Origin of the sequence: Nocardia gipuzkoensis, assembly GCF_021183645.1 — a bacterium.
GTDB classification, from domain to species: Bacteria; Actinomycetota; Actinomycetes; order Mycobacteriales; family Mycobacteriaceae; genus Nocardia; species Nocardia abscessus.
On the sequence record NZ_CP089225.1, the window covers coordinates 7,614,055 to 7,638,595 of the forward strand.

The following is a 24,541-nucleotide window of genomic DNA, read 5'->3' on the forward strand; positions in this document are numbered from 1 at the left end:
CCGGCGCTGCTGCCGGAGCACCGGTTCACGGTGTCCAGCAGAACGTTCCGGACACGTCTCATCTTCGGCAAAGGAGCCCGTCCATGCCCGGTCCCGAGCAGCCTTCGGCGGAGGAGATCATCCGCTACGAGAAGGACCCCAAGACCCGGATCGCGACCATCACGTTCGACCGGCCCGACCATCTCAACGCCCCCACCATCGCGGCGCGGCTGCGCTACGCCGATCTGTTGCACCGCGCGAGCGTCGACGACGAGGTGAAAGTGCTCGTCGTGCGCGGCGCGGGCGACGATCTCGGCACCGGAGCCGACCTTCCCGAGTTCATGGCGGTGCAGAACGCGCCCACCCAGGGCCCGCGGTTGAGCGAGTACAAGATCGGCGAGGACGAGGTGCGGTATCCGCCCAAGGAGTCCTTCCGCCACGGTGCCACGATCAGCCAGTGGTACGCCAACGCCCAGGCCGGTTGCCGCAGCCTCCAGGAGTTCAAGAAGATCAGCATCCTGGAGGTGAAGGGCTACTGCTACGGCTGGCACTTCTACCAGGCCGCCGACGCCGACCTGGTGATCTCCTCCGACGACGCCCTGTTCGGTCACCCGTCGTTCCGGTATTACGGCTGGGGGCCGCGGATGTGGACGTGGGCACAGACCATGGGATTGCGCCGGTTCCAGGAGATGGTCTTCACCGGCCGGGCGTTCACGGCGCGGGAAATGTACGAGTGCAACTTCCTGAACAAGGTCGTGCCCCGGGCAGACCTCGAAGCCGAGACCGAGAAATACGCGCTGGCCTGCGCGCGCAACCGGCCCACCGACACGGTCTTCATGCAGAAGGTCTTCTTCGAGGTGATGAAGCAGCACCAGGGCGAGTACATGGGCAGCCTGCTGAGCGGGTTCTTCGAGTCGATGGGCGGCCATATCCACGCCGACGACGACGAACTCATGCTGGACAACGCCTTCGAAGGCGGGCTGAACAACTCGGTCAAGGACAACGACGCGCAGTTCCCGCCGGAGTTCCGGTTGAGCAAGTCGGGTCGCAAGAAGCAGGTCTAGTCCGCCGCGGCTGTGGTCGGCGGTCCCGCGCCGGTGATCGGAATGGTGAGGGTCATGGCATCGAAACAATCCGCAAGCAGCGCCGAACGCCCCGTGGAGCCGCCGCTGCGCGGTTGCGTCGTGGTCGACCTCTCCTGCGGGATCGCCGGTGCGTATTGCAGCAAACTACTGGCCGACGGTGGCGCGGAGGTGATCAAAGTCGAAGCGCCCGAGGGGGATCCACTCCGGCGCTGGTCGGCCTCCCGAGCCGAACTCGAGCCCGGCGCCGACGGTGCGCTGTTCGCCTTCCTGGCCGGTTCGAAGAAAAGTGTCGTCGCCGACCCCGGTGTGGCCGCCGATCTGGATTTCGTCGACGGCCTGCTGGCCTCGGCCGACGTGGTGGTGTGGTCGCCGGGTTCGCGCCTGGCCGAGCATCCCCGGCTCGCCCCGGGCGCGCTGCGCCGCGCCCATCGGCACCTGGTGGTCACCGCGATAACCCCTTTCGGCTTGGACGGGCCGTGGCACGATCGCCCGGCTACCGAGTTCACTTTGCAGGCCTGGTCCGGTGGCATCGTCGGGCTCGGCCGCGGTGCACCGGATCGTGCGCCCGTGCACGTGGGCGGCCGGGTCGGTGAGTGGTTCGCCGGCGCCTACGCCAGCGCGGCCACCATGACCTCGCGGTTGCGCACGCTCGGATCCGCTGGGGGCGAACTCGTCGACCTGTCCGTGCTGGAGACGCAGATCCTCGGGCTCACCTATTTCCCGGTCTCCTTCTTCGACGCCCTCGGCCGTCCGTTCCGCACCGAACGACGACTCAGCGTGCCCGGCGTCGCCACCGCCGCCAACGGTTTGGTGGCGGTGGGATGCGGCACCGCCCAGCAGTGGTTCGACCTGTGCGCGATGGTGGGCCATCCGGAATGGATCGAAGAGGACCTCGCTCCGGGGATCACCCAGAAGGCCAACGAGAAGGCGCCGGAGATCTTCGCCTGGCTGGCCGAGCAGCCTGCCGAGGTGATCCGCGACCTGGCGACGGCTTTCCGCATCCCCAACGGCCCGGTGGTCAACGGCGCCGACGCCACCACCATGGACCACCACGTGGCCCGGAAGTTCTTCACGGTCAACCCCCGCGACGGTTTCGTCCAGCCCGGCCCGCCGTACCGCACCCGGCCCGCGCTACTGCGGGATCCGCTGCCTGCTCCGCGCCTCGGCGAGCACACCGAGGAATACCGCGCCCGCCGCCCGGCGCACCGCGGCGCGGCGGGTCTCGCCGAGCGGGATCCCCTGCCGTTCCGTGATCTTCGTGTCCTGGACCTCACGACGTTCTGGGCAGGGCCGTCGTGCACCCACTTCCTCGCCATGCTGGGCGCGGAGGTCGTGCACGTGGAGTCGGCCGGGCGTCCGGACGGCACTCGCCTCATCGCGGGCGTGCCGCTGACCGAAGAGCAGTGGTGGGAGAAGTCTCCGATCTTCTCCGGGCTGAACACCAACAAGAAGAGCCTCACGCTGGACTTCCGCACCGAACGCGGGCAGGACCTGCTCGAGCGCCTGGCCGCCACGTGCGACGTGATCGTCGAGAACTACACGCCGCGGGTGCTGGAACAGATCGGCCTGGATTACCCCGCCGTACGGAAACTGCGCCCGGACGCGATCATGGTCCGGATGCCCGGATTCGGATTGGACGGCCCCTGGCGCGACCATCCGGCCTTCGCGTACGTCATCGAGGACACCTCGGGGTTGACCTGGCTGACCGGCCACCCCGACCAGAATCCGGTGGAGCCCTATTCGATCGGCGACCCGAACGCGGGCGTGCACGCGCTCAACGCTCTGCTGCTGGCCTTGGAACACCGTCGGCGCACCGGTCAGGGCGTACTGGTGGAGGCCGCGATGGTGGAGGCGGCGCTCAACGTGGCCGCCGAGCAGGTGATCGAGTACTCGGCCTACGGCGTGCTGCTCGAGCGGGACGGCAACCGCGGTCCCGTCGCCGCGCCGCAGAACCTCTACCGCGCGGCGGGGGTGAACGAATTCGGCGCGCAGGATTGCTGGGTGGCGATAGCGGTAGCCACCGACGCGCAGTGGCGGCGGTTGCGGGAAGCGCTCGGAACTCCGTTCTGGGCACTGGATCCGGAACTCTCGACCGAGGCGGGCCGCCGCCGCAGGCACGACCTGATCGACGAGCGGCTCGCCGCGTGGTGCGCCGAGCGCGACAGCGACGAGATCGTCCGCGTCCTCTGGGACGCCGGTGTCCCGGTCGCCCAGGTCATGCAACCGCATCGTCAGTTCGAACTGCCCCAGCTGCAGTACCGGGGCTTCTTCGAGCCGGTCGCCCACCCGGTCGCCGAGACGGCCAGGCACAGCACGGTACCGGTGCGGTTCTCCGCCGGTCCGCGACGCTTCCATCGCGAGCCCGCTCCCCTGCTCGGCCAGCACAACACCGAGCTGCTCACCGAGCTCGGCCTGAGCGAGGCGGAGATCCGCGCGCTGCAGGACGACGGTGTCATCGGAGGTACTCCGGCCGTCGCGCGCCCACCGGTGAAATCCGAGTGACCGACGCCGGAATCCCGCCGCGAGAGCACATTTCGCGGCGGGATTGCTACGGTGGGGGGACCGCTCGGCGCTAGCTCGCCGCTTCGGCGTCGCGTTCGCGAACGAGTTCCAGTGCGATGTCGATGAGCTGATCCTCTTGGCCGCCGATCAGCTTGCGCAGGCCGGCGCGGTGCAGCAGCTGGGCGGCGGGCACGTCGTAGCGCTGCGCCTGGCGGACAGCATGTTTCAGGAAGCTCGAGTAGACGCCCGCGTAGCCCATGATCAGCGCGTTGCGATCGAGCAGGCACTCGGCGGGCATCGCGGGGCGCACGACGTCTTCGGCGGCGTCGGCGATGTCGAAGAAATCGATGCCGGTCTTGACGCCGATCTTGTCGAACACGCCGATCAGCGCCTCCACCGGAGCGTTTCCCGCGCCCGCGCCGAACCGGCGGGCACTGCCGTCGATCTGCCGGGCGCCCGCGCGCACCGCCGCCACCGAGTTCGCCACGCCGAGGCCGAGATTCTCGTGACCGTGGAAGCCGACCTGCGCGTCGTCGCCGAGTTCCGCGACCAGCGCCGACACCCGGTCTGCCACGCCCTCCATGACCAGGGCGCCCGCGGAGTCGACCACGTAGACGCACTGGCATCCGGCGTCGGCCATGATCCGCGCCTGTGCCGCGAGCTGCTCCGGCGCGGAGGTATGGGCCATCATGAGAAAGCCGACCGTCTCCAGGCCGAGATCCCGTGCGAGCCCGAAGTGCTGAATCGACACGTCGGCCTCGGTGCAATGAGTGGCGATCCGGCAGATCGATCCCCCGTTGTCCCTGGCCTCCTCGATGTCCTCTTTGGTGCCGACGCCGGGCAGCATGAGGAACGCGATCTTCGCCTCCGTGGCCGTCTCGGCGGCCAGCTTGATCAGGTGCTGTTCGGGCGTCTTGGAGAAGCCGTAGTTGAACGACGAGCCGCCGAGGCCGTCACCGTGGGTCACCTCGATCACCGGAACGCCGGCCGCGTCCAGCGCGGCGACGATGGCGCTCACTTCGTCCGGGGTGAACTGGTGTCGTTTGTGATGTGAACCGTCCCGCAACGACGTGTCGGTGATCCGGACGTCCCAGATATCGGATTCGCTCATCTGCCTTGTCCTTCGATCGTCCGGTCGCTGGTCGCCGCCGTCTCGCTCACCGGGCGCTCTCCGCGACGCCGAGGGTCCGCTTCGCGATCTCCTCGCCGACTTCGGTGGCCGCGGCCGTCATGATGTCCAAGTTGCCCGCGTAGGGCGGCAGGTAGTCCCCGGCCCCTTCGACCTCCAGGAACGTCGTCACCAGCGCCCGGCCTCCGGAATTGACCGACGGATCGTCGAATTGCGGCTCGTTGAGCAGCCGGTAGCCCGGGACGTAGGTCTGCACCTCGGCGACGACCTCGTGGATGGACGCGGCGATCGCGGCGCGGTCGGCGTCCTCCGGAATGGCACAGAAGATGGTGTCGCGCATGATCATCGGCGGGTCGGCCGGGTTGAGGATGATGATCGCCTTGCCGCGCGCGGCGCCGCCGATGGTTTCCACCCCGCGGCTGGTGGTCTTGGTGAATTCATCGATGTTCGCGCGGGTTCCCGGCCCGGCCGACACCGACGCGACCGACGCGACGATCTCGGCGATCGGCACCTCGACCACCCGCGAGACCGCGTACACGATCGGGATGGTCGCCTGCCCGCCGCAGGTGATCATGTTGACGTTCGGCGCGTCCAGATGCTGCCGCAGGTTCGCGGGCGGGACGACCGCCGGGCCGACCGCGGCGGGCGTGAGGTCGATGACCCGGATCCCCGCTTCGGCGTAGCGCGCGGCGGCCCTGCGATGCACGGCGGCCGAGGTGGCCTCGAACACCAGATCGGGCTTCTCTGCCTGCGCGAGCAGGTGATCGACCCCCTTGTCGGTGGTTTCCAGCCCGAGCCGGGCGGCCCGCGCCAGACCCTCGCTGGCCGGGTCGATACCCACCATCCAGCGCGGCTCGAGCCACTGCGACCGCGACAGCTTGTACAGCAGGTCGGTGCCGATATTGCCCGACCCCACGATGGCTACGGATGCTTTCGCCGGCATAACGCTCCTTGTTCCGATCAGTCGAAGGCGAGGCGGACCGAGCCCAGGCCCGCGAACCGGGCCACGAACTCGTCACCCGCGTGCGCGTCGATCGCCTTGGTGCACGATCCGGGAAGGACGACGTCCCCCGCACGCAACCGCACCCCGAAGCCCGCTACCTTCCGAGCCAGCCAGGCCACCGCCGTGACGGGATTGCCGAGCACCGCGTCGCTGCGGCCCTCGGCCACCACTTCCCCGTTGCGGGTGAGCACCGCGTCGATGGCGGTGATGTCGATATCGGCGGGCGCCACCCGCTGCGTACCCAGGACGTATCCCGCCGATGAGGCGTTGTCGGCGATGGTGTCGCACAACCGGATCGCCCAGTTCTCGATGCGCGAGTCGATCAATTCGATCGCGGGCGCGAAGGCCGTCGTGGCGGCGAGCACGTCCGCTTCGGTGCACTGCGCCCCGGGCAGATCCGCACCCAGGAGAAAGGCCACCTCCACCTCGACCCGTGGGTACAAGTACCGTCCGGCGGGCACCGGCTCCTCCGTGGAGACCAGCATATCGTCGAGCAGGTGACCGTAGTCGGGCTCGTCGACGCCCATCATCTGCTGCATGGCCTTCGACGAGAGCCCGACCTTGTGCCCGACGACCCGCGCGCCGTTGCGGACGCGCCTGCGGATGTTGATCAGCTGGATCGCGTAGGCGTCGACGACGTCTATTAGCGGGTGCGCGGTGGTCAGCGGCGACAGCGGTGCGCGGCTGCGCTCCGCCTCGACAAGGTTCGCAGCCAGCTCACTACGGGAGCGGGCAGTCAACATCTCAATTCCCTTCCTGGTCGCCGAGGAGCGTTCACGATGTGCACATCCGGACCGATCCGGCTCGCACAGAGAGCGAGCATGCCGTGGGCCCGGACGCGTCGGTTCCTACGCGGACGGCATCGGCGACCGGGCGGCACCGGAAGCGGTTCACGCGGTGAACGCCGGCAACGTTTCCCAGCCGCGAACGGTCGAGGTGGGCGACAGCTTCGCGTTCGCCAGGTCCACTTCCCACTCCGGGAACCGCGCGAGGATCTCCTCGAGCGCGATCCGCCCTTCCAGGCGGGCCAGCGCCGATCCGAGGCAGTAGTGCGTGCCGACACTGAACGACAGGTGCTGGCGGGTGTCGCGGTGGATGTCGAAAACGTCGCCGTCCGGCGCGAACTGCCGGTGGTCGCGGTTGGCCGCGCCGATGAGCATCATCATGGCGCTGCCCTCCGGCACGGTCCGGCCGTGCACCTCGACGTCCCGGGTGACGTACCGCGCCACATGCGGGGCGGGCGATTCGAACCGCAGCAACTCCTCGACCGCGTTCGGAATCAATCGCGGATTCTCCACTAGCTCTCGGCGCTGATCGGGATGCTCCGCGAGGACCTTGCCCGCCCATCCGATCAGCCGTGTCGTGGTCTCGTTGCCCGCGCCGGACACCACGTTCACATAGGTCAGCAATTCCGCGCGGGTCAGCCGTCGCACGGTGCCGGTCTCGTCCTCGAACTCGACGTTGAGCAGCTCGGTCATGATGTCGTCGGAGGGATGCTCGGCCCGCCAGTCGATGTAGGCGGCGAAGATGTCGCCGCTCACCATGCCCTCGGAGGCAGCCTTCATCGGCTTGCCCTCCTCGGTGCGCATCTGCTCGTTCGCGAAGTCGCGAATGGCCTCCTGGTCCTGTTCCGGGATGCCGAGCAGCATGCCGATGGTGCGCATCGGCATCTGCGCACCGATGTCGGCGATGAAGTCCAGCCGTCCGGTTCCGACGTGCGGATCGAGGCTGTGCGCGCAGAACTCGCGGATCTTGTCCTCGAGCGCCCGGATCTTGCGGGGGGTGAACATCCGCGACAGCAGGCTGCGATGGATGTCGTGGATCGGCGGATCCTCGAAGATCAGCACGCCGGAGGGGATTTCGATATCGGCCTTGATCAGCTCGATGATCGCGCCGCGCGCGGAACTGTAGGTGTCCTTGTCCAGCAACGCCGCGTTGACATCCGCGTGGCGACTCACCGCGTAGAAGTCGTGCTTCTCGTTGTAGTACAGCGGAATCTCCTCGCGGAGCCGCTTGAACATCGGGTACGGATCGGCATTGAGTTCGACATCGTACGGGTCGTAGTACACGTCGCTGGCCGCGCTGGTGGTCACTGAGGTTCGCCTCTCGCAGAAACATCATCGTCCTCGGTGGCGCATACGAGATTCAGCCGAAGACCGAGTTGTCGGAGTCCTGCCAGTGTAAATCCGCCGATACGTTGATGCAACTAATCTTCTCGTCTGAGGAGATTGCCATTCTCACGCGGTACGGGAGGGAATCCGGTGCACAGAAAGCAAGCGGGCCCCGCATGCCGACAGCGTCGGATGCGGGGCCCGCTCGGGTTCTGGCGCAGGCGGATTCAGTCGAAAGTGCAACCGGAGACCGGTTTGTCCGCGAGGCGATCGAGCAGGTAGGTGATCGCGTTGTCGGGGCCGAATCCGTCGATCATCTCGGGTCCGAAATGGTTCGGGATGGTTGTACCGGGGAGGATCGGCGGCAGGTCGTTGGTGCGGAAGGTGACCGTGGCGCCTTTCGCGCACCAGTCTTCGGCGAGCCGGCGGGCCTGGCCGTAGGGGACGGTGTCGTCGTTCAAACCGCTGGTGATCAGCACCGGCGTGGCCGGGGCCAGGTTGCCGACGCGCAGTTCGGCCAGGGCGGGTGCGGCCTCGGGAATCGCCGCCAGATGTTCACTGAGCGAGCGTCCGTCGTTGGTCAGCGAGCTGGTCTTCAGGAAGGGATGATGGGTGATGATGTCGCCGATGCATGCGTTGCTGAGCGTCTCCAGCGTGGCGCGCCCGGCGGGACTGGTCACCCGGTCGACGGCCTTGTGCACGCTCGGGATAGCGCGCGAGCAAACCGTTGATCGCGAACCCGATCGCGCCGCCGATCAACGCGCCGTCGATGCGTTCCAGGATCGCGGCCAGATCCGCGACCGGCCCACCCGCCCAGGTGCCCTTGAGATTCAACTCCGGCGCGTACTCCGGTTGCATCTCCGCCGCGGCCGCGGCCGCACCGCCACCTTGCGAGTAACCCCACAACACCACCGGGGTCTCGGGACCGGCGCCCGCTAGCTTGTGCGCCGCGCGGACCCCGTCGAGAACGGCGTGCGCGGCCTCGATCCGGTTGGCGTAGGTATGGATGCCCGGCGTGCCAAGTCCGATGTAGTCGGTCACCAGAACGCGGGCGCCCAGCCCACTCCACACCGCCGAGGCCGGTAGTTCCTGGTTCGCCGACAGCCCCGGCGAGGGATCGGTGAACACCGTCATCCCGGTGGAGAACGCCACCGACATCGCGCAGCGGTCGCCCTGCCCCGAGGTGCCGGGACCGATGACCACGGTCGGACGCGGACCAGGGCCCTGCCACGGGCCGGTGGCGTCGATGAACGTTCCCGACACCGCCACCGGCGACCCGTCCTGCAACCGCGTGGTGTACATGACGTGCTGCGCCTTGCCCGGCCATCCCTTGTCCGTGGGCACGGTCGCGAACAACGCCATCGGCGCGGTCTTGACGATCGCGCCCGGCTCCGACGGGATCTGCGCGGGCGGGAGGTAGAAATCGCTGACCGGGGCGGCCGCCGCCTCCCTGGTATCCACCCCCACCACCGCTACCGCGGTGGCACAGGCCACGGCCATCGCCGCCGCCACCGGAACGGCCCATCGCCGCCACCTCGACCGAGACTGCCCCTGCTGTCGCTGCATCGATAACTCTCCATGAACTCCACCCGGCGCCGTCGCCGGAGTGTCCTCGGCCTCAATAGCAGTTCGACATGAGACATGTCACAGCTACTGACCTACCGTAGAGTAACACGATTACTGGCTGATATGAATCTCACTGGTCTCAGATCTCTCGCCGGTGCCGGGTAGCGTTCACCGCCCGACGGACTGGACCGACAGGTCAGCCCGGACGCACCCAGTGAACGCGCGACCGCCGGGCGGCCGCCGGATACCGGCGGGTGCCCGGCGGTCGCTGGTGACAACGCCGGATGGGCGGAAGCAGCGGTTTCAGCGCGCGGGCCTACCAGCTCACCGGCAGCTCGTACACCCCGTAAGCGAGCCGGTCGTGCTTGAACTGGACCTCCTCGAACGGAATAGCCAAGCGCAGCGTGGGAATTCGCCGCACCAGCGTCCGGAAGACGATCTGCAGTTCAGCCCTGGCCAGCTGCTGCCCGACACACTGATGCGGGCCGAATCCGAACCCGAGATGCTGGGCGGCGGGCCTGCGCAGATCCAGCTGATCCGGCTGCTCCCATGCCTTCTCGTCCCAGTTGGCCGGAGCGAGGTCGAAGATCAGGCCGTCACCCGCCCGGACGGTCTCGCCCGCGATCTCGATGTCCTCGATCGCGACGCGCCGCTGGCCGTTCTGGATGATGCTCAGGTAGCGCAACAGTTCCTCGACCGCGTTGACCACGATCTTCGGATCGTCGCTATCGCGCAGCAGGGCGAACTGATCGGGATTGCGCATCAGGGCCAGGGCTCCGAGCGAGATCATGTTGGCGCTCGTCTCGTGCCCGGCGATCAGCAGGCCGGTGCCCAACTGCGCGGCCTCCTTCATGTCGATCTCGCCGGCGCGGACCCGCTCGGCGATATCCGACACCACGTCCTCGGCGGGGCTTTCCAGCTTCTTCTTGACCAGCTCGACCAGGTATCGCGCCAGCCCGGAGCGGCCCTCGGCGGCCTGCTCCTTGGTCGCGTACCGATCGACGTTGACGGTGGCGTGCTTCTGGAAGAACTCGTGGTCCTCGTACGGCACGCCGAGCATCTCGCTGATCATCAGCGTCGGCACCGGCAGGGCCAGCGCCTCGACGAGATCGCCGGGTTGCGGTCCGGCCAGCAGCCGGTCGATGTGCTCGTCGGTGATCTGCTGGATGATCGGCCGCAGCGCCTCCACCCGCTTGAAGGTGAACGGCTTGGTCAGCATCCGCCGATACCGGCTGTGCTCCTCCCCGTCGGTGGTGAACAGCGACTTCGGCCTGCTGTCCACGATCGCCGCCATCCCCTCGTTCCAGTGCGGAAAGCCGGGCCGATGATCGTCCACGCTGACCCTCGGGTCCGACATCAGGGTCTTGAACTCGGCGTATCCGGTGATCAGCCACGGTGTACTGCCGTCCCAGATCCGCACGCGGTTGAGCGGCTTGGTCTTGCCGAGCCGCAACGCCTCGGGCGGCGGCGCGAACGGGCACCCGGTCGAGCGGGGCATGGGATAGTCGGGAACCTCCGTGGCTGAGGCGGTCGTTTCGGTCAGTGCTTCGGACACTGTGCACTCCTGGGTGATCGGCTGCGGGCGGACCGCAGGCTGCCGGTTCATTCCTCGATGTGGATGGCCATGGCCGGGCAGACGGCCGCGGCCTGGCGCACGTCCTCGGCGAGTTCGTCCGGCGGGTTCTCGTCGAGCAGGACGACGATGCCGTCCTCGTCTCGCTGGTCGAACACATCGGCCGCGTGCATGACGCAATGCCCGGCCGCGACGCATTTGACTTGATCGACAGTCACTTTCATCGGGACCTTCTTCCTACGGGGAGTGAGCTGGGGTAGAGGGCGAGGCGAGCAGCGCATGCGCCTGCGCCAACTGCTGCCGCTGGATCCTGGCCTGCTTGGGCATGTTCCAGCCCAGCACCGCGGTGACGGCTCCGCCTCGCTCGAACCGCGCGACGAACCGGCCGTCGGCCGGGTCTCCGTCGACGACGGTGACCTGCGCGTCGGCCGTGATGGTCCCGTACACCTGGATCTTGGTGGTGAATTGGTCGGTCCAGAAATACGGAATCGGTTGATACGCCCGCTCGGCGCCGAGAATGTTGGCCGCCACCACGCCCGCCTGTTCGGTCGCGTTGGTGCGGTTCTCCAGACGGAGCTTCGTCCCCAGGACCGGATGATGCCAGCGGGCGACGTCGCCGGCCGCGTAGACGCCCTCGGCGGCGCGGCAGCGCTCGTCGCAGACGATGCCGTCGGCCAGCGAGAGCCCGCTGCCGAGCAGCCAGTCGGTGGCGGGCACCGCACCGATCGCGACCACCACCAGATCCGCGGGCAGAGTCTCGGAGGTCTCCAGGACGACTCCGGTGACCTCGCCGCCGCTGTCGCTGAGGCCGGAGACGCCGACGCCGAGCCGCAGGCGCACTCCGTTGCCGGTGTGCAGGTCGGCGAGCAGCCCGGCGGCGAAACCGCCGAGCTGAGCCGCCATCGGGGCGCGCTGCGGACCCGTCATCGTGACGTCGTGACCGGTTTGCCTTGCGGTGGCGGCGATCTCCGCGCCGAGCACACCCTCGCCCACCACGACCACGCGCGCACGGGCCGACAGGTCGTCGCGCAGCCCGAGAGCGTCGTCCAGCGTGCGCAGCACATGGACCCCGCGCAATCCGGGCGGTGCGGGCAGCATCCTCGGGGCGGCCCCGGTGGCGATCACGATGTGGTCCGCCGTCACGGCGCCGGTCGTCGTGTGGACGGTGCGGGTGGTGACGTCGAGGGCGGTGGCGCGGCAGCCGAGCACGAGGTCGGCGTCCAGTCCGGCCAGCATGCGCGGTGCGCGCAACAGCGTCCGCTCGGGCCGCCAGGCGCCGGAGAGGATCTGCTTGGACAGCGGCGGACGGTCGTAGGGCAGGTGCGGCTCACCGCCGAGCAGGGTGATGCGGTCCCGATATCCTTCTCGGCGCAGCGCTTCCACGACGGCCAGACCCGCGGCCGAGGCCCCGACGACGAGAACTCCGGTGCGGCGGATCATCGCGGCCTCGCCGCCACCGATTGCTCCGCCGATTTCTTGCGCGGTCTCAGGGGTTTGCCGGCGACCGTGCCGCCGTCCACCGGCAACATGGTTCCGGTGACGTACTGGGATCGGTCACCGCCGAAATAGACGGCTGCCTCCGCGACGTCCTCGGGTGTGCCCTCCCGCCGCAACGGCCGGTCGGCCTCCATGGACTCGCGCATCGCCTTGGTGAACCGCTCGCCGAGTTCCGCGGACATCGTCGTGGCCGCAGAGGCGAGCAGCGAGGTCGGTATGTTGCCGGGCGCGATGCAGTTGACGCGAATGCCGAACTGCGCCAGTTCGATCGCCGCCGATTTCGTGAAGTGCACGACCGCCGCCTTGGACGCCCGGTAGCTCTGCACTCCCCCGCCCGCCTGGATGCCGCCGACCGAGGACACGTTGACGATCGATCCGCCTCCGTTGTCGGCCATGTGCCGGGCCGCGAAGCGGGTGCCCGCCATGACGCCGAGCAGGTTCACGCCGAGGACGCGGTGGAAGTCGGCGAGATCGTCGTGCAGCAGGCTCTTGTGCATCGTGCCCGAGATGCCGGCGTTGTTGCACATCACGTGCAGCCCGCCGAAGGTCCGCACCGCGGTGTCGACCAGCCGCTCGACCTGCTCCGGGTCGGCGACGTCGGTCTGCTGGAACACCGCGGCCGCGCCGTAACCGGCCACCGAGGCCGCGCCGCGCTCGAGATCCACGTCGGCGACCACGACGCGTGCGCCTTCGGCGACGAACCGCGCCACCGTCGCGCTGCCGATTCCCGACGCGCCGCCGGTGACGATGGCGACTTTGCCCGCCAATTCGTCGGTCATGGGTTCATTCCTTTCGTTTCGGTCCGGCCGCAGCCGTACCCGCGACTGGGGTCAGCAGACCCGGGCGTGCGCCGTTCGGCTCCCCGGCCGGGCCGGCCTGCTCGCGCAGGAAGGCCAACAGCAGGGCGTTGACGACCTCCGGCTGCTCGATCTGCGGGCAGTGCCCCGCGTCCGGTACGACGACGGCGCGCCCAGCCGGGATCTGCTCGGCGATGTGCGTCGACCACCCGGCGGGCAGCAACTTGTCGCGCGCGCCTTCGACGACGAGGGCCGGAACGCGGATGCGCTCGTAGGGGCGCTTGCTCGACGGGGCGGGCGGCGCTTCGGCGCCCGGGCGGCGAAATCGCGCCGCCGCCAGAGCCTCCCACGCGCCGGGGGCGATGCTCGATTCGTACCGCCTGCGCACATAGGCTTCGTCGGCGGGGAAAGACTCGGCGTGGAACAGTGCTGAGACGATGGCGCGCATCCCGGGCAGCGTGGCGTCGTAGTCGTAGAGCGCCTGCATGTGCTCGTTGCGCTGGATTTCGCCGCCACCGCAGATCGCCACCAGGCTGCGCACCGGAAGCTTCGGCGCGGCCGAAGTCGCGTCGACGAGGAGGTTGATCGCGCCCATGGAATTGCCGACGAAGTGCGCCGACTCGATGCCGAGGACGGCGAGGAATCGGGCGATATGCCGGATGCGCAGGCCGCGGCCGTCGTTGAAGTCGATCACTTTCGCCGACCCGCCGAAGCCCAGCATGTCCGGCGCCAGGACCCGGTAGTGGCGGGCGAGAGCGTCGATGGTGTGCTCCCAGGCCAGTTCCGCGCACACGCCGAACTCGCCGCCGTGCAGCAGCACGACCGGTTCGCCCGATCCCGCTTCCAGGTACGCGGTGGTCGAGCCGTCCACCACGACGGTTCTGCGCTGCGCGATCACGACATGCTCCCTATCCGGTCGTCGGTGTGCGGTGGCCGCAGCGCGAAGGTTCCCGCGCCGGAGCGGGGCGAGGTGTCCGACAGCGGGATCCGTTCGACGACGCGCACCCGCTCCGGCTCGAGCGAGGCCTCGGCCACGTCGCTGAGCAACCGGATCTCGCGCATGGCGAGCTCGTCGAGGATGTCGAAGGCGGACTGGAGATCACTGTGGCCGACCGGATGTGCCTCGGCACAGTGGCTTTCACCCGCGGTGGCACAGGCGCGCAACGTGTCCCGCACGGCGGTGCTGCGCGCGCGAACGTAGACGAGCACGCCGTCCCCGGCGCGCGCGATCCGATCCAGCGCTTCTTCGAGTTTCGCGCGGCAACCGCAGTGCCGGGAACCGAAAACGTCACCGGCGAGGCACTCGAAATGCAGGCGCACCAGCGGCGCGCTGCCCGCGGCCGGGTCGCCGTGGACGAACGCGACGTGTTCGCGATCCAGCCCGTCGGTGAAGCCTATCGCCCGGAACTCCCCCATCGGCAGCGGGATACGAGCCACTCCGCGACGCTTCACCCGGCACAGTTCGCGCCGGCGGTAAGCCACCAAATCGTCGACGGACACCACCGGAAACCCTTGTGCGCGACCGAGTTCGAGCAGCTCGGCGCGCCCGGCTTGTTCGCCGTCGGAGCCGCAGACCTCACACAGCACGCCGACCGGCGCCATTCCGGCCAGCTCGACCAGGTCGGCCGCGGCCTCCGGATACGCGGGCACCGACAGCACACCGCCTGCGGCGCAGCCGAGCGGGAAGACGCGTCCGGGCCGGGTGAACCTGGCCGGTGTGCTCGCCGGGTCGGCGAGTGCGCGAATGGTCTGCGCGCGATGGGAAGCACTGATACCGCCCGCTCCGGCCAGTCCCACCGACACCCGGAACAGGTCGCGGCCCGGGCCGGTGGCGGTCGGGTCGGCCGGGGGTATTCCGAGGACGTCGAGCGCCGCCGAGCGCATCGACACGTGGATCAGTCCGCACCCGAGGGTGGTCATGATGTTCGCGGCCTCGGCCGTCATGCACTCGGCCGCCATCACCAGATCGCCCCGGCACGCGCCGTCCGTCTCGTCCAAGACCAGGATCATCCGCCCGGACCGGAGGGCGGCCGTGGCCTCGGCCACCCTGGTCCGGCCGTTCGGCCGGGGCGAGGCCGTCATGCCGGTGCCCCACCGGCGGGAGCGAAGGTCAGCACCTGTGTGGCGAGCAGATCGAGCTGAGCGCTGACGGCGTCGTCGGTCAGTCTGCCCTCGGCATCCCAGATCGGCTCCGCGGAATTGATCGCGACGCCGAGCGGCGTGGGCCACGCCCGCAACGCGTGACCGATCACCCGGAGCTGGCCGAGGGTTCCCACGGCGGCCTGCCATCCGTAGGCGCAGGTGATGCAGCCCCACGGTTTGTTGTCCAGGTACACCGTCGCGTCCCCGCGAAGGTCCTCGATGTAGTCGAGGGCGTTCTTCACCAGGCCGGAAACGCCGCCGTGGTACCCGGGTGAGCCGATCACCACGGCGTCCGCGCGGCGTAGCGCCTCCACCAGCGCGGTGGCCTTCTCGGTGCGGGACGGGTCGTGCGGGTTGTACATCGGCAGGTTGATCTCCTCGCCGCAGAACAGCGCGGTGCGCCCGCCGTGGCGCTCGACGGCCGCCAGGCAGTGCCGCAGCGCCTGCTCCGTGGACGAACCCGCCCGCAACGTGCCGCCGATGCCGACGACGAACGGTCGTCCGTCCGCGGCCACCTCGGTGGCGCTCGCACGTGTCGTACCTGCGGTCATGACCGAAACCTCGTTCTTTCCCTCGGTCCTACTTGATGGCTATCGGGTTGATGGGCGATCCGACGGCGCCGATGACGCGCAACGGCGGTGCGATCAGCTGGAATTCGTAGACGCCGTCCGCGGCGCAGTCGGCCGCGAGCGCGGTGAGATCCCAGTACTCGCCGAGCATCAGGCCCATGTCCCGCAGGCAGAGCATGTGCATCGGCAGGAACGTGCCGTCCACCCCGGACACCGGGTCCTCGACCATCAGGTTGTCCGCGGCCACGGCCGCGATCTCGCGTTCGTGCAGCCAGGTGGCACACCGCCAGTCCAGGCCCGAGTACGGCTCCGTGCCGTCGCCCGCCTCAAGGAAGCGGGCCCACCACCCGGTGCGGATCAGCAGGATGTCGCCGCGGCCCACCTCGACCCCCTGCGCCTCGACGACCTCGTCCAGTTCGTCCGGGGTGATCGGATCGCCCGCTTCCAGGAAGGTGTCGGCGCCCCGGTGGCGGACCAGATCCAGCAACACACCCCTGGTCGTGATGCCTTTGCCGTCGACTTTGTCGATGCCGCAGTGAAATGCGCCGAGGCTGGTGACCGAACTCGCCGGGAAGCCGTTGTACAGGTGATCGTCGTAGTAGACGTGCGACAGCGCGTCCCACTGCGTCGCCGCCTGCAGCGGCATGATGATCAGGTCGTCGTTGAAGCGGAACGGGTTGTCCTCGAAGAAGCCGCTGAGCTCCCGTCCGACGCTGTTGCGCAACCACTTCGGGCCGTATTCGGTCAAAGTTGCCGCGTCGCCGCCGTCCACGGTCATGACGTGCACCGGGTTATGCCGGAACTTGAACGCCCCTTGCGGCCCCGACGAACCGAAGTCGACGCCGAGCGGGAACACCCGCCCGTGCCGCACCAGGCGCGCCGCCTGGGCGACCTTGTCCGGGGTGATGAAGTTGAGCGTGCCGAGTTCGTCGGCGGCGCCCCATCGGCCCCAATTGCGCACGCCGTCGGCGACACGCCGGAATTCCGTCAGATCGGCCACGGTGCTTCTCCTTTCACGCTGATTGCTCGTCTGCCCGCGGTCATGAGCCGAGGTCGACGCCGGCGATCCGGGCGCCCACGTTTCCGCCGTCTACCCAGAGCACTTGGCCGGTCACGTAGCTCGCCGCCCGGCTGTTGAGGAACAGCAGGGCGGCCGCCTGTTCGGCCGGTTCGGAGTTCCGGCCCAGCGGCTTGGGAATGGTGTCGAGATACTCGGAGCCGTATGCCGAGCGCAGCTGTTCCAGGATGGGTGTCTCTGTCACCCCCGGGCCGGTGCAGTTGATCCGGATGCCGCGCGCACCGAAGGCGACGGCGTTGCGCATCGTGTAGTAGATGATCGCTTCCTTCGACAGCCGGTAACCGCCGTCGGCCACGGCGTCGGGATGGTCTTCGCACCAAGCGATTCCGGTCTCGATGTCCGCGGTGTCCAGCAGGCCGCCGACCTGTTCGCGGTGCTCGAGATAGCCGGCCGCCGCGAGCGAGGACACGCTCGCGATGGTGGCGCCGGGGTTCATCGACCGCGCGATCGCTCCGGTGCAGTGCCGCAGGCCCAGGAAATTGATCGTGACCACGCGGATCGGGTCACCGATGCCCGAGGAGACGCCCGCGACGTTGAACAGGGCGTCCACCGGTCCGCCGAGCGCGGCGACGGCCCGGTCGATCGATGCGGCGTCGGCCATGTCCACCTGGTGGAACTCATCGAGCGCACCGGTCGGCTCCACCAGGTCCAGTCCGATCACCCGGCCGCCGAGTTCGGTGACCTGGCTTGCCACGCACGCGCCGATCCCGGAGGAGCAACCGGTCACGACGACCCGCCTGCCGTCGTAACGCCACAGCTCATCGGCTCGTTCCACCTCGGGCACCTCGTCTTTCTCCGCTGTCGTCCGGCCACGCCCGCGCGGTCGCGGCGCGGCCGCGCGGGCCGGTGGTCACTGCGCTTCTTCCTTGGCGCGCTGCGCGGCTTGGACCCGGCCCTCGTTGATCTCGGCCATGGCTTCGGGGATCTCGCTCGCGGTGAAGCTGCCGCCGCGGCCGGTGGGCAGGCCGCCGAACGCGTAGTTCTCGTCGAACGCGGGCGAGGGCAACGGCTTACGCCGCGCTTCGACCTTCTCGATGACCGGCTCGAGCCGCTTCGCCTTCGCGGCGACCGCCTTCTCGTCGCGCTCGATGAACTCCGGCAGCACCTGCTTGCCCATCAGTTCGATGGACTCCATGGTGGCCTCGTGGCTGCGCGGATTCAGCAGCAGGATGATCTCGTCGACGCCGCTCTCCTCGTAGCCGCGCAGGAATTCGCGCACGGTGTCCGGCGATCCGATGGCGCCCCGGCCCGGGCCGTAGGCCAGCGTCTCGTCCTCCTTGACGGCGTCGAGATAGCGCTCCCAGACGCCGGTGCGGCCCGGCGTGTGCTGGCCGGTCATGTAGTAGTGCATGATCCCGAAGGAGAAGAAGCCGCCACCGAGCCCGAGCCGCTGCAGAGCCTGCTCGTCGGTGGGCGCGACCATCATCGACAGGTCGCCGCCGATGGCCAGGATGTTCGGATTGAGCACCGGCAACCAGGGCTCGGCCTTGTCCTCGAACTCCTGGTAGTACCCACGGACACGATCCGCCAGCGGCCCCGGTCCGGTGTAGGCGAAGCTCAGCGCCCCCGCGCCCAGCCGCGCCGCCATCTGGACCGACGAGGGCCGGGTACACGCCACCCACACCGGCGGATGCGCGCGCTGGTGCGGTTTCGGGATCACGTTGCGCGCGGGCATCTCGATGTGCTCGCCCTTGAAACCGGTGAACGGCTCCTCGACCATGCAGCGGATGGCGACCTCCAGAGCCTCTTCCCACTGCCCGCGCTTGTCGGCGGGATCGATGGCGAATCCGCCGAGTTCACCCACCGACGACGACTCACCGGTACCGAACTCCACCCGTCCATCGGAGATGAGGTCGAGCGTGGCGACGCGTTCGGCGACGCGTGCCGGATGGTTGATCGCCGGGGGCAGGTGCATGACGCCGAAACCGAGCCGGATGTCCTTGGTCCGCTGGCTGGCGGCGGCGAGGAAGATCTCCGGCGCCGTCGAGTGGCAGTACTCCTCGAGGAAGTGGTGCTCGGTCAACCAGACGGTGGAGAACCCGGCCTTGTCGGCGGCCTCCACCTCCGCGAGCCCTTCCTTGAACAGTTGGCGCTCGTCGTCCGGGACCCACGGCCGCGGCAGCGCGAATTCGTAGAACAGGGATATCTTCATTTACTTCCTCCGATGGAATCGAACGTCGAGTCGTTGCGGGCTGATTCGGTGTGCTGCGCTGCCCCGGTGGCGCCGTCGGCCTTTCCGGCCAGATGCTCGGCCGCGAGGTAGCCGAACGTCATCGCGGGCCCGATCGTCGCGCCCGCGCCCGCGTAGCTGCGGCCCATGACCGCCGCGGAGGCGTTGCCCACGGCGTAGAGACCCGGGATGACGGTGTCGTCGGGCCGCAGCACCCGGGCGTGCTCGTCGGTGCGCAGGCCACCCGAGGTGCCCAGATCGCCGAGGATCATCCGGAAGGCGTAGTACGGCGGTTTGCCCAGCGGATACAGATTGGGATTGGGCAGCGTGGGATCGCCGTAATAGTTGTCGTAAACGCTGTCGCCGCGCTGGAAGTCGTCGTCGTGGCACTTGCGCGCGAGTTCGTCGAATCGCGTCGCGGTGGCGCGCAGGCGCTCTTCGGGCACGCCGATCTTCGCCGCGAGTTCCGTCCAGGAGTTCGCGGCCACGACGACACCCGAGTCCAGCCACGCCTGCGGGATCTTCCGCCCGGTCGGCACCGGCGCGAACGGGATCTTCGGCAGCGGCAGATGCCCCGCGACGACGTATCGGCGCCAGGACCGCACGTCGGTGATCAGCCAGCTCGGGATGTGCGTGGTCCCCGATTTCTGGCCCTCGATCATCGCGTGGCCGAAATCCATGTACGGCGCGGCCTCGTTGATGTACCGCTCGCCCGCGCCGTTGACGATGAACTGGGCGGGCATCATGCGCTCGTTCAGCATGAATTGCAGCCGGCCGTCCGGCCATTGGATGGCGGGGAACCACCACGCCTCGTCCAGCAGGTCGGTGGCCGCGCCGGCCTGCTGCCCGGCGCGGATGCCGTCGCCCATGGACTCCGGGTTGCCGAAGCTCCAATCCTGCTCCACCACGGGCTGGTGCTCTTTGCGCCAGGCCATGTCGTGATCGAATCCGCCGGACGCGAGGATCACCCCGCGCTCGGCGCGGATTCGCAGCGACTGCCCGCCCTTCTCGATCACCGCTCCCACCACGCGGCCGTCCGCTCCGGTGATCAGGGAGGTCATCGGCGCGCTCAGCCAGAGCGGAATGTCGCGCTCCCGCAGCGCCAGTCGCAGCCGGGCCACCAGCGACTGCCCGATGGCGGCGATCCGGTCACCGAACACCCTGGCGCGGAACATCCGCCACACCAGTTTCACCAGCACGGCCTTGCCGCGCCAGGACTGTCGCACCTGGTAGAACAACCGGAGATCCTTGGGCCCCAGCCAAATTCCCTTCGGGGCCAGAGCCAGCGGACGCAGCAGGTTCTGCTCTTCCTCGCCGAGCTCGCGCAGATCGATCGGCGGCACGTTGATGGTGCTGCCCTGCGCGGAACCGCCGGGCAGTTCCGGGTAGTAGTCGGCATAGCCTGGCTTCCACACGAACTCCAGCCACGGGCTGCGCCGCTCCAGGAATTCCATCATCTCCGGCGCCTTGGCGACGTAGGCCCGCAGGCGCGCGTCACTGACCAGACCCTCGGTGATCGCGCGCAGGTACTCGACCACCCCCTCCGGATCGGGCGAGTAGCCGTCGCGCTTCTGAGCTGGTGCGCCGGGCACCCAGATCCCGCCGCCCGACAGTGCGGTGGATCCGCCGTAGTACGCCGCTTTCTCCACCACCAGGGTGGACAGTCCGGCCGCTTCGGCGGCGAGCGCGGCGGTCAGCCCGCCACCGCCGGAGCCGACGATCAGCACATCGACGGAATGGTCGAAAGCCGCGCCGGCACCGGTGTTTCCGGGCTGCTCGGCGGTATCGGACGCGGGCGGGTCGGTCGGTTCGGATGTCACGCTCGTCTCCTGGCGGTCGATTCGTTGTCCTGGTCCCGTTCCAGCAGGGCGGTTCGCACGGCGAATCCGGCGATCAGCGCGGGAGCGCAGCGGTAGTAGCGCACGGATGTCCGGTACGGCCCCTGAGCTGCGAGGGCCGCGAAGGCGGCGACCCAGGTGCGGACCTCGTGCCCGGAGTTGCCCGCCGCCTCGGTGATCCCCGCGTTGGACCAGTTGTCGAACTCGCCGAGCCGCCCCTGGTCGAGGATGTCGAGGAAGCGCCGGTCCCACTCGGGGTTGAGCGGCCGCAGCCCGCCACGCCCGGCGGCGAATTCGCGCCCGGCTTCGATCACCTTCTCCTGCCGCGCATTCCGCTGCTGTGGGGTCATCTGCCCGCCGTGCACGATCCGCTCCAGCACCGGTCCGGTGGCCGTGGCGAGTGCGGGCACGGGCGGGTCGTGGGAGAGCCCACCGGAGCCGATCACCAGCACCCGTTCGTCCAGGGTCGCCAAGTGCGCGCCGACGGCCGCGCCCAGCGCACGGGCGCGACGCAGCGGCCCCAGCGGCACTGCCACCGAGTTGACGAAGATCGGGACGACCGGTCGCGCCGTCGCGGCGCCGAGCAGCCGCTGCAACGGCTGCACGGTCCCGTGATCGACGTCCATCGTCAGCGAGACCGCGACGTCGACCCCGGCCGCCAGCACCGCCTCGGCCAGTTCGGTAGCCAGCTCGGCGGGGACGTCGAGCGGTCCGGCGTGCGTGCCGTAGTCACCGACTCCGCTGGCCGCCGTCGCGATACAGAACGGCGGCATCAGCTTGTAGAAGAACCCGTTGTAGTGATCGGGCGCGAACACCACGACCAGTTCGGGGTCGAAGGCGCGCACGAACCGCGCCGCCTCGTCGAGCGCCGACTCGATGTCGTCGAGCAGCTCCCGTTCCGGGCCGGGGAGATCAAGAAGAGGGCTGTGCGAGACGCAGCACAGGGCCAGCGGCATCGTTTCCTCCCTGCAGCAAGTCGAGAGTGTCGAGCAGGTCGGCGCTCAGTTCCGGCGCCAGCTGCGCGATGGACGCGCCCGCCACACAGCGGTCGGGCCGCAGGAACAGCACCGAGTCGCGCTGGCCGTCGAACCAGCGTTTCAGCGCTCCGGTGCGGTCGCCCACGACGACGACGTCCGGGTCGTCGTGGCCGGTCCAGTGCAGCTGGGTGGACGGCCGAGCTTCGAAGAACCGCGCTCCCAAGGCTTTCCACCGTTCGAACGCCGTCGAGCCGAGCACTTCGCGCGGCCGGTTGTTCCAGCACAGCACGGCGAACCATGGGCCGAGCACCTCGTCGAGCCGGACGTCGGCGCGGTCGGTGGTGTCCACCCGGGGCTGCACGAACAGGGTGCCGACCGACGACGCCGGTGACCGGGACCAGTCGTGCACCACCGCGCCGCGCTCGTAGCGCGGCATCGGCTTGAACCGCATGCCGAGCACGTAGCGCCGCACCGGAGGAATCGCGGCCGCCGCGCGAACCAGCGCGTCGCGCACCACCGCGACCTTGCGATCGGTCGGCGAGATCACCCGGCCGACCATCGTCGACAGATCGATCATGGCCCTGGCGTGCTTGCGCCGTTCCAGATCGTAGCTGTCGAGCAGGGCGTCGCCCGCTTGCCCGCGAACGACCGCGGCCAGTTTCCATCCGAGGTTCGCCGCGTCCCGGATGCCGCTGTTGTAGCCCTGCCCCTGCCACACCGGCATCAGATGCGCGGCGTCGCCGGCCAGCAGCAGGCGGCCGCGCCGGAAGGCGCCCGCGATCCGGGAATGGTGGGTGTAGACCCGGCGCCGGATGACCTCGAGCCGCTCGGGATGCGGAACGAACGGCGCGACCATCTTCGCCACGAACGCCGGATCCTCGGCCAGTTCGTCGGGCTCGTCGTCGTGGATCATGAACTCGAAGCGCCGGATGCCGTGCGCGATCGACACCGACACGTTCGGCCGCGCCGGATCGGCGGCGACCTCGATGTTCGGGTGTCCCAGGGGATCCGAGGCGAGATCGACCACCAGCCAGCGAGTCGGCGACGTCGTCCCTTCGAACGAGACCCCCATCTGCCGCCGCGTGGCGCTGCGCCCGCCGTCGCAGCCCACCACGTATCGGGCGGTCATCGCGGACGGCCCGCTGTCGGTGACCAGTTTCACCGTCACCTGCCCGCCGGAGTCCGCGCACGAGGTCATGGCCGTCCCCCAGGCCACCTCGACCTGCGGGAAACGGTTCAGTCCGGCAAGCAGTTCGGCGTCGACCATCGGCTGGACGAACCCGTTGCGTTTCGGCCAGCCGAACTGCTCGTCGGTCGGTGCGATCTCGGCAAGGAGCCTGCGGCGGCTGTCGACGAACCGCATGATCTGGTTCGGCGTGGTGTGCGGCAGGATGCGGTCGACCAAGCCGATCGCCTGGAACGTCCGCAGCGACTCGTCGTCCAGGCCCACACCGCGCGGATAGTCGATGAGCGTCGGGCGTTCCTCGACCACCCGGGTGCGCACCCCGTACATCCCGAGCATGTTGGCCAGCGTCAGTCCCACCGGGCCCGCACCGACCACGAGCACGTCGACGTCGGTCGGCGTGGTGGGAGAAGTCTGCTCGACCATGGTCAGCCGCCCAGCAGGAAATCGAGGTGCAGGGCGTTGAAAGACTTGGCGTCCTCGTACTGCGGCCAGTGCCCGCAGCCGGGCAGAACCTCGAATCGCGCACCGGGGATCATCGACGCGATCCGCCTGCCCTCGCCGACGTCGGCGGTCGGGTCGTCGCTGGTCCACAGCACGAGCGCCGGCGCGGTGATCCGGCCGTATTCCGCGGGCCCCAGCAGGTTTCGCTGCCGGATCTGCGGGTCCTGCAACGCCATGATGTCGCGCATGGCCGTGACGAAGCCGGGCTGCCGGTAGATGCGCTGCCTGCTGGCGACCACGTCGTCGTAGTCCTTCGACTTGTCGGCCATCAGCCACTTGATCCTGGCTTGCACCGTCTCCCAGGTGGGGTCGGCGGCGGCCGCCATCGATAGCGTGACGATGCGCCGCATCACCTCAGGGTCGGCCTGCGATCCACCCGCGGTGTTGAGCACCAAGCGCTCGACGCGCTCCGGATGGTCGATCGCTACGCGGGCGGCCACCCAGCCGCCCAGCGATTCTCCGCTGACGGAGGCACGCCGCACGCCGATCGCGTCGAGAAATCCGATGACGTGCTCGACGTAGTGCGAGATCTCCAGCGGATGGCCGGGCTTGTCGGTGTAGCCGTGCCCGAGCATGTCGATCGACCACGTCGAGAAGTGCGCCGCGTGCGACTCGAGATTACGGACATAGGCCTCGGCATGCCCACCGGACCCGTGCAGCAGAACGAGAGCCGGGTAGGTGGGATCGCCCGCATGTAGGTAGCGGGTTCGGACGCCGCCGACATCCAGGTATCCCTGTGTGAAAGGGACACCCTGGAGATCGCTCCAGATGCTCTCGTATTCCGGCAACTCGTTACCTCCGTAGAACCGGCCGGTGCGCCGCCGACGCGGCGTTTGCG

Annotated in this window: 20 protein-coding genes and 1 pseudogene; 2 read left to right on the forward strand and 19 right to left on the reverse strand. The window is 69.0% G+C overall.

Features of this window, described 5'->3' with window-relative positions; translation table 11 throughout:
• The first annotated feature begins 83 nt into the window (after positions 1–83).
• On the forward strand, positions 84–1,043 hold the full coding sequence (locus tag LTT66_RS34590; RefSeq protein WP_233062683.1) for an enoyl-CoA hydratase/isomerase family protein: 960 nt from the start codon (positions 84–86) through the stop codon (positions 1,041–1,043).
• A 54-nt stretch (positions 1,044–1,097) separates the two neighbouring features.
• Positions 1,098–3,566, forward strand: a complete 2,469-nt coding sequence (locus tag LTT66_RS34595) for a CaiB/BaiF CoA-transferase family protein (protein WP_233062684.1) — start codon at positions 1,098–1,100, stop codon at positions 3,564–3,566.
• Between the two features lie 70 nt (positions 3,567–3,636).
• Here the strand turns inward: LTT66_RS34595 and dmpG are convergent, their stop codons facing one another.
• From dmpG to LTT66_RS34690, 19 genes and pseudogenes are all read right to left on the reverse strand, one after another.
• Positions 3,637–4,677 (reverse strand): 4-hydroxy-2-oxovalerate aldolase, encoded by a 1,041-nt coding sequence (gene dmpG, locus LTT66_RS34600; RefSeq protein WP_233062685.1) that lies wholly within the window; start codon positions 4,675–4,677, stop codon positions 3,637–3,639.
• A gap of 46 nt (positions 4,678–4,723) precedes the next feature.
• The gene (locus LTT66_RS34605; RefSeq protein WP_043701804.1) at positions 4,724–5,638 is read right to left on the reverse strand and encodes an acetaldehyde dehydrogenase (acetylating); all 915 of its coding nucleotides are present in this window, start codon (positions 5,636–5,638) and stop codon (positions 4,724–4,726) included.
• A gap of 17 nt (positions 5,639–5,655) precedes the next feature.
• On the reverse strand, positions 5,656–6,441 hold the full coding sequence (locus tag LTT66_RS34610) for a 2-keto-4-pentenoate hydratase (protein ID WP_233062686.1): 786 nt from the start codon (positions 6,439–6,441) through the stop codon (positions 5,656–5,658).
• A gap of 147 nt (positions 6,442–6,588) precedes the next feature.
• Positions 6,589–7,791: a cytochrome P450 gene (locus LTT66_RS34615; protein WP_195102932.1), complete on the reverse strand. Its 1,203-nt coding sequence runs from the start codon at positions 7,789–7,791 to the stop codon at positions 6,589–6,591.
• Between the two features lie 245 nt (positions 7,792–8,036).
• Positions 8,037–9,375 (reverse strand): annotated as a pseudogene (locus LTT66_RS34620) (lipase family protein).
• 316 nt (positions 9,376–9,691) lie between these two features.
• Entirely contained in the window at positions 9,692–10,930 is a 1,239-nt protein-coding gene (locus LTT66_RS34625) for a cytochrome P450 (protein ID WP_233062687.1), read from the reverse strand.
• Between the two features lie 47 nt (positions 10,931–10,977).
• Positions 10,978–11,172: a ferredoxin gene (locus tag LTT66_RS34630; RefSeq protein WP_043701659.1), complete on the reverse strand. Its 195-nt coding sequence runs from the start codon at positions 11,170–11,172 to the stop codon at positions 10,978–10,980.
• A 13-nt stretch (positions 11,173–11,185) separates the two neighbouring features.
• Complete coding sequence (locus LTT66_RS34635) at positions 11,186–12,388, reverse strand: NAD(P)/FAD-dependent oxidoreductase (protein WP_233062688.1); 1,203 nt, start codon at positions 12,386–12,388, stop codon at positions 11,186–11,188.
• Entirely contained in the window at positions 12,385–13,224 is an 840-nt protein-coding gene (locus tag LTT66_RS34640) for an SDR family NAD(P)-dependent oxidoreductase (protein WP_233062689.1), read from the reverse strand. The genes LTT66_RS34635 and LTT66_RS34640 overlap by 4 nt, the downstream gene beginning before the upstream one ends.
• Positions 13,225–13,228: 4 nt before the next feature.
• A complete protein-coding gene (locus LTT66_RS34645) occupies positions 13,229–14,140 on the reverse strand; it encodes an alpha/beta fold hydrolase (RefSeq protein ID WP_233062690.1) in 912 nt (303 codons plus the stop codon).
• Positions 14,137–15,324: a 3,4-dihydroxy-2-butanone-4-phosphate synthase gene (locus tag LTT66_RS34650; RefSeq protein WP_233062691.1), complete on the reverse strand. Its 1,188-nt coding sequence runs from the start codon at positions 15,322–15,324 to the stop codon at positions 14,137–14,139. The genes LTT66_RS34645 and LTT66_RS34650 overlap by 4 nt, the downstream gene beginning before the upstream one ends.
• Positions 15,321–15,935, reverse strand: coding sequence for an NADPH-dependent FMN reductase (locus tag LTT66_RS34655; protein ID WP_233062692.1), 615 nt, complete (start codon positions 15,933–15,935; stop codon positions 15,321–15,323). The genes LTT66_RS34650 and LTT66_RS34655 overlap by 4 nt, the downstream gene beginning before the upstream one ends.
• Before the next feature lie 28 nt (positions 15,936–15,963).
• Positions 15,964–16,953: a cyclase family protein gene (locus LTT66_RS34660; RefSeq protein ID WP_233062693.1), complete on the reverse strand. Its 990-nt coding sequence runs from the start codon at positions 16,951–16,953 to the stop codon at positions 15,964–15,966.
• 40 nt (positions 16,954–16,993) lie between these two features.
• Positions 16,994–17,806: a coniferyl-alcohol dehydrogenase gene (locus LTT66_RS34665; protein ID WP_233062694.1), complete on the reverse strand. Its 813-nt coding sequence runs from the start codon at positions 17,804–17,806 to the stop codon at positions 16,994–16,996.
• Between the two features lie 75 nt (positions 17,807–17,881).
• Positions 17,882–19,183 (reverse strand): LLM class flavin-dependent oxidoreductase, encoded by a 1,302-nt coding sequence (locus LTT66_RS34670; protein ID WP_233062695.1) that lies wholly within the window; start codon positions 19,181–19,183, stop codon positions 17,882–17,884.
• On the reverse strand, positions 19,180–20,928 hold the full coding sequence (locus LTT66_RS34675) for an FAD-binding protein (RefSeq protein WP_233069500.1): 1,749 nt from the start codon (positions 20,926–20,928) through the stop codon (positions 19,180–19,182). Before LTT66_RS34675 ends, LTT66_RS34670 begins: the two co-directional genes overlap by 4 nt.
• Before the next feature lie 89 nt (positions 20,929–21,017).
• The gene (locus tag LTT66_RS34680) at positions 21,018–21,995 is read right to left on the reverse strand and encodes a 3-carboxyethylcatechol 2,3-dioxygenase (RefSeq protein ID WP_233062696.1); all 978 of its coding nucleotides are present in this window, start codon (positions 21,993–21,995) and stop codon (positions 21,018–21,020) included.
• Entirely contained in the window at positions 21,952–23,625 is a 1,674-nt protein-coding gene (locus LTT66_RS34685) for a bifunctional 3-(3-hydroxy-phenyl)propionate/3-hydroxycinnamic acid hydroxylase (protein WP_233062697.1), read from the reverse strand. The genes LTT66_RS34680 and LTT66_RS34685 overlap by 44 nt, the downstream gene beginning before the upstream one ends.
• Positions 23,626–23,627: 2 nt before the next feature.
• Complete coding sequence (locus LTT66_RS34690) at positions 23,628–24,491, reverse strand: alpha/beta fold hydrolase (protein ID WP_233062698.1); 864 nt, start codon at positions 24,489–24,491, stop codon at positions 23,628–23,630.
• Between the last annotated feature and the right edge of the window lie 50 nt (positions 24,492–24,541).

Bases quoted from the DNA above. Each gene is read 5' to 3' on its own strand.
- LTT66_RS34655 (WP_233062692.1), bottom strand. From the start codon at position 15,935: ATGACCGCAGGTACGACACGTGCGAGCGCCACCGAGGTGGCCGCGGAC.
- LTT66_RS34680 (WP_233062696.1), bottom strand. From the start codon at position 21,995: ATGCCGCTGGCCCTGTGCTGCGTCTCGCACAGCCCTCTTCTTGATCTC.
- dmpG (WP_233062685.1), bottom strand. From the start codon at position 4,677: ATGAGCGAATCCGATATCTGGGACGTCCGGATCACCGACACGTCGTTG.
- LTT66_RS34635 (WP_233062688.1), bottom strand. From the start codon at position 12,388: ATGATCCGCCGCACCGGAGTTCTCGTCGTCGGGGCCTCGGCCGCGGGT.
- LTT66_RS34590 (WP_233062683.1), top strand. From the start codon at position 84: ATGCCCGGTCCCGAGCAGCCTTCGGCGGAGGAGATCATCCGCTACGAG.
- LTT66_RS34670 (WP_233062695.1), bottom strand. From the start codon at position 19,183: ATGAAGATATCCCTGTTCTACGAATTCGCGCTGCCGCGGCCGTGGGTC.
- LTT66_RS34610 (WP_233062686.1), bottom strand. From the start codon at position 6,441: ATGTTGACTGCCCGCTCCCGTAGTGAGCTGGCTGCGAACCTTGTCGAG.
- LTT66_RS34640 (WP_233062689.1), bottom strand. From the start codon at position 13,224: ATGACCGACGAATTGGCGGGCAAAGTCGCCATCGTCACCGGCGGCGCG.
- LTT66_RS34630 (WP_043701659.1), bottom strand. From the start codon at position 11,172: ATGAAAGTGACTGTCGATCAAGTCAAATGCGTCGCGGCCGGGCATTGC.
- LTT66_RS34605 (WP_043701804.1), bottom strand. From the start codon at position 5,638: ATGCCGGCGAAAGCATCCGTAGCCATCGTGGGGTCGGGCAATATCGGC.
- LTT66_RS34595 (WP_233062684.1), top strand. From the start codon at position 1,098: ATGGCATCGAAACAATCCGCAAGCAGCGCCGAACGCCCCGTGGAGCCG.
- LTT66_RS34685 (WP_233062697.1), bottom strand. From the start codon at position 23,625: ATGGTCGAGCAGACTTCTCCCACCACGCCGACCGACGTCGACGTGCTC.
- LTT66_RS34650 (WP_233062691.1), bottom strand. From the start codon at position 15,324: ATGACGGCCTCGCCCCGGCCGAACGGCCGGACCAGGGTGGCCGAGGCC.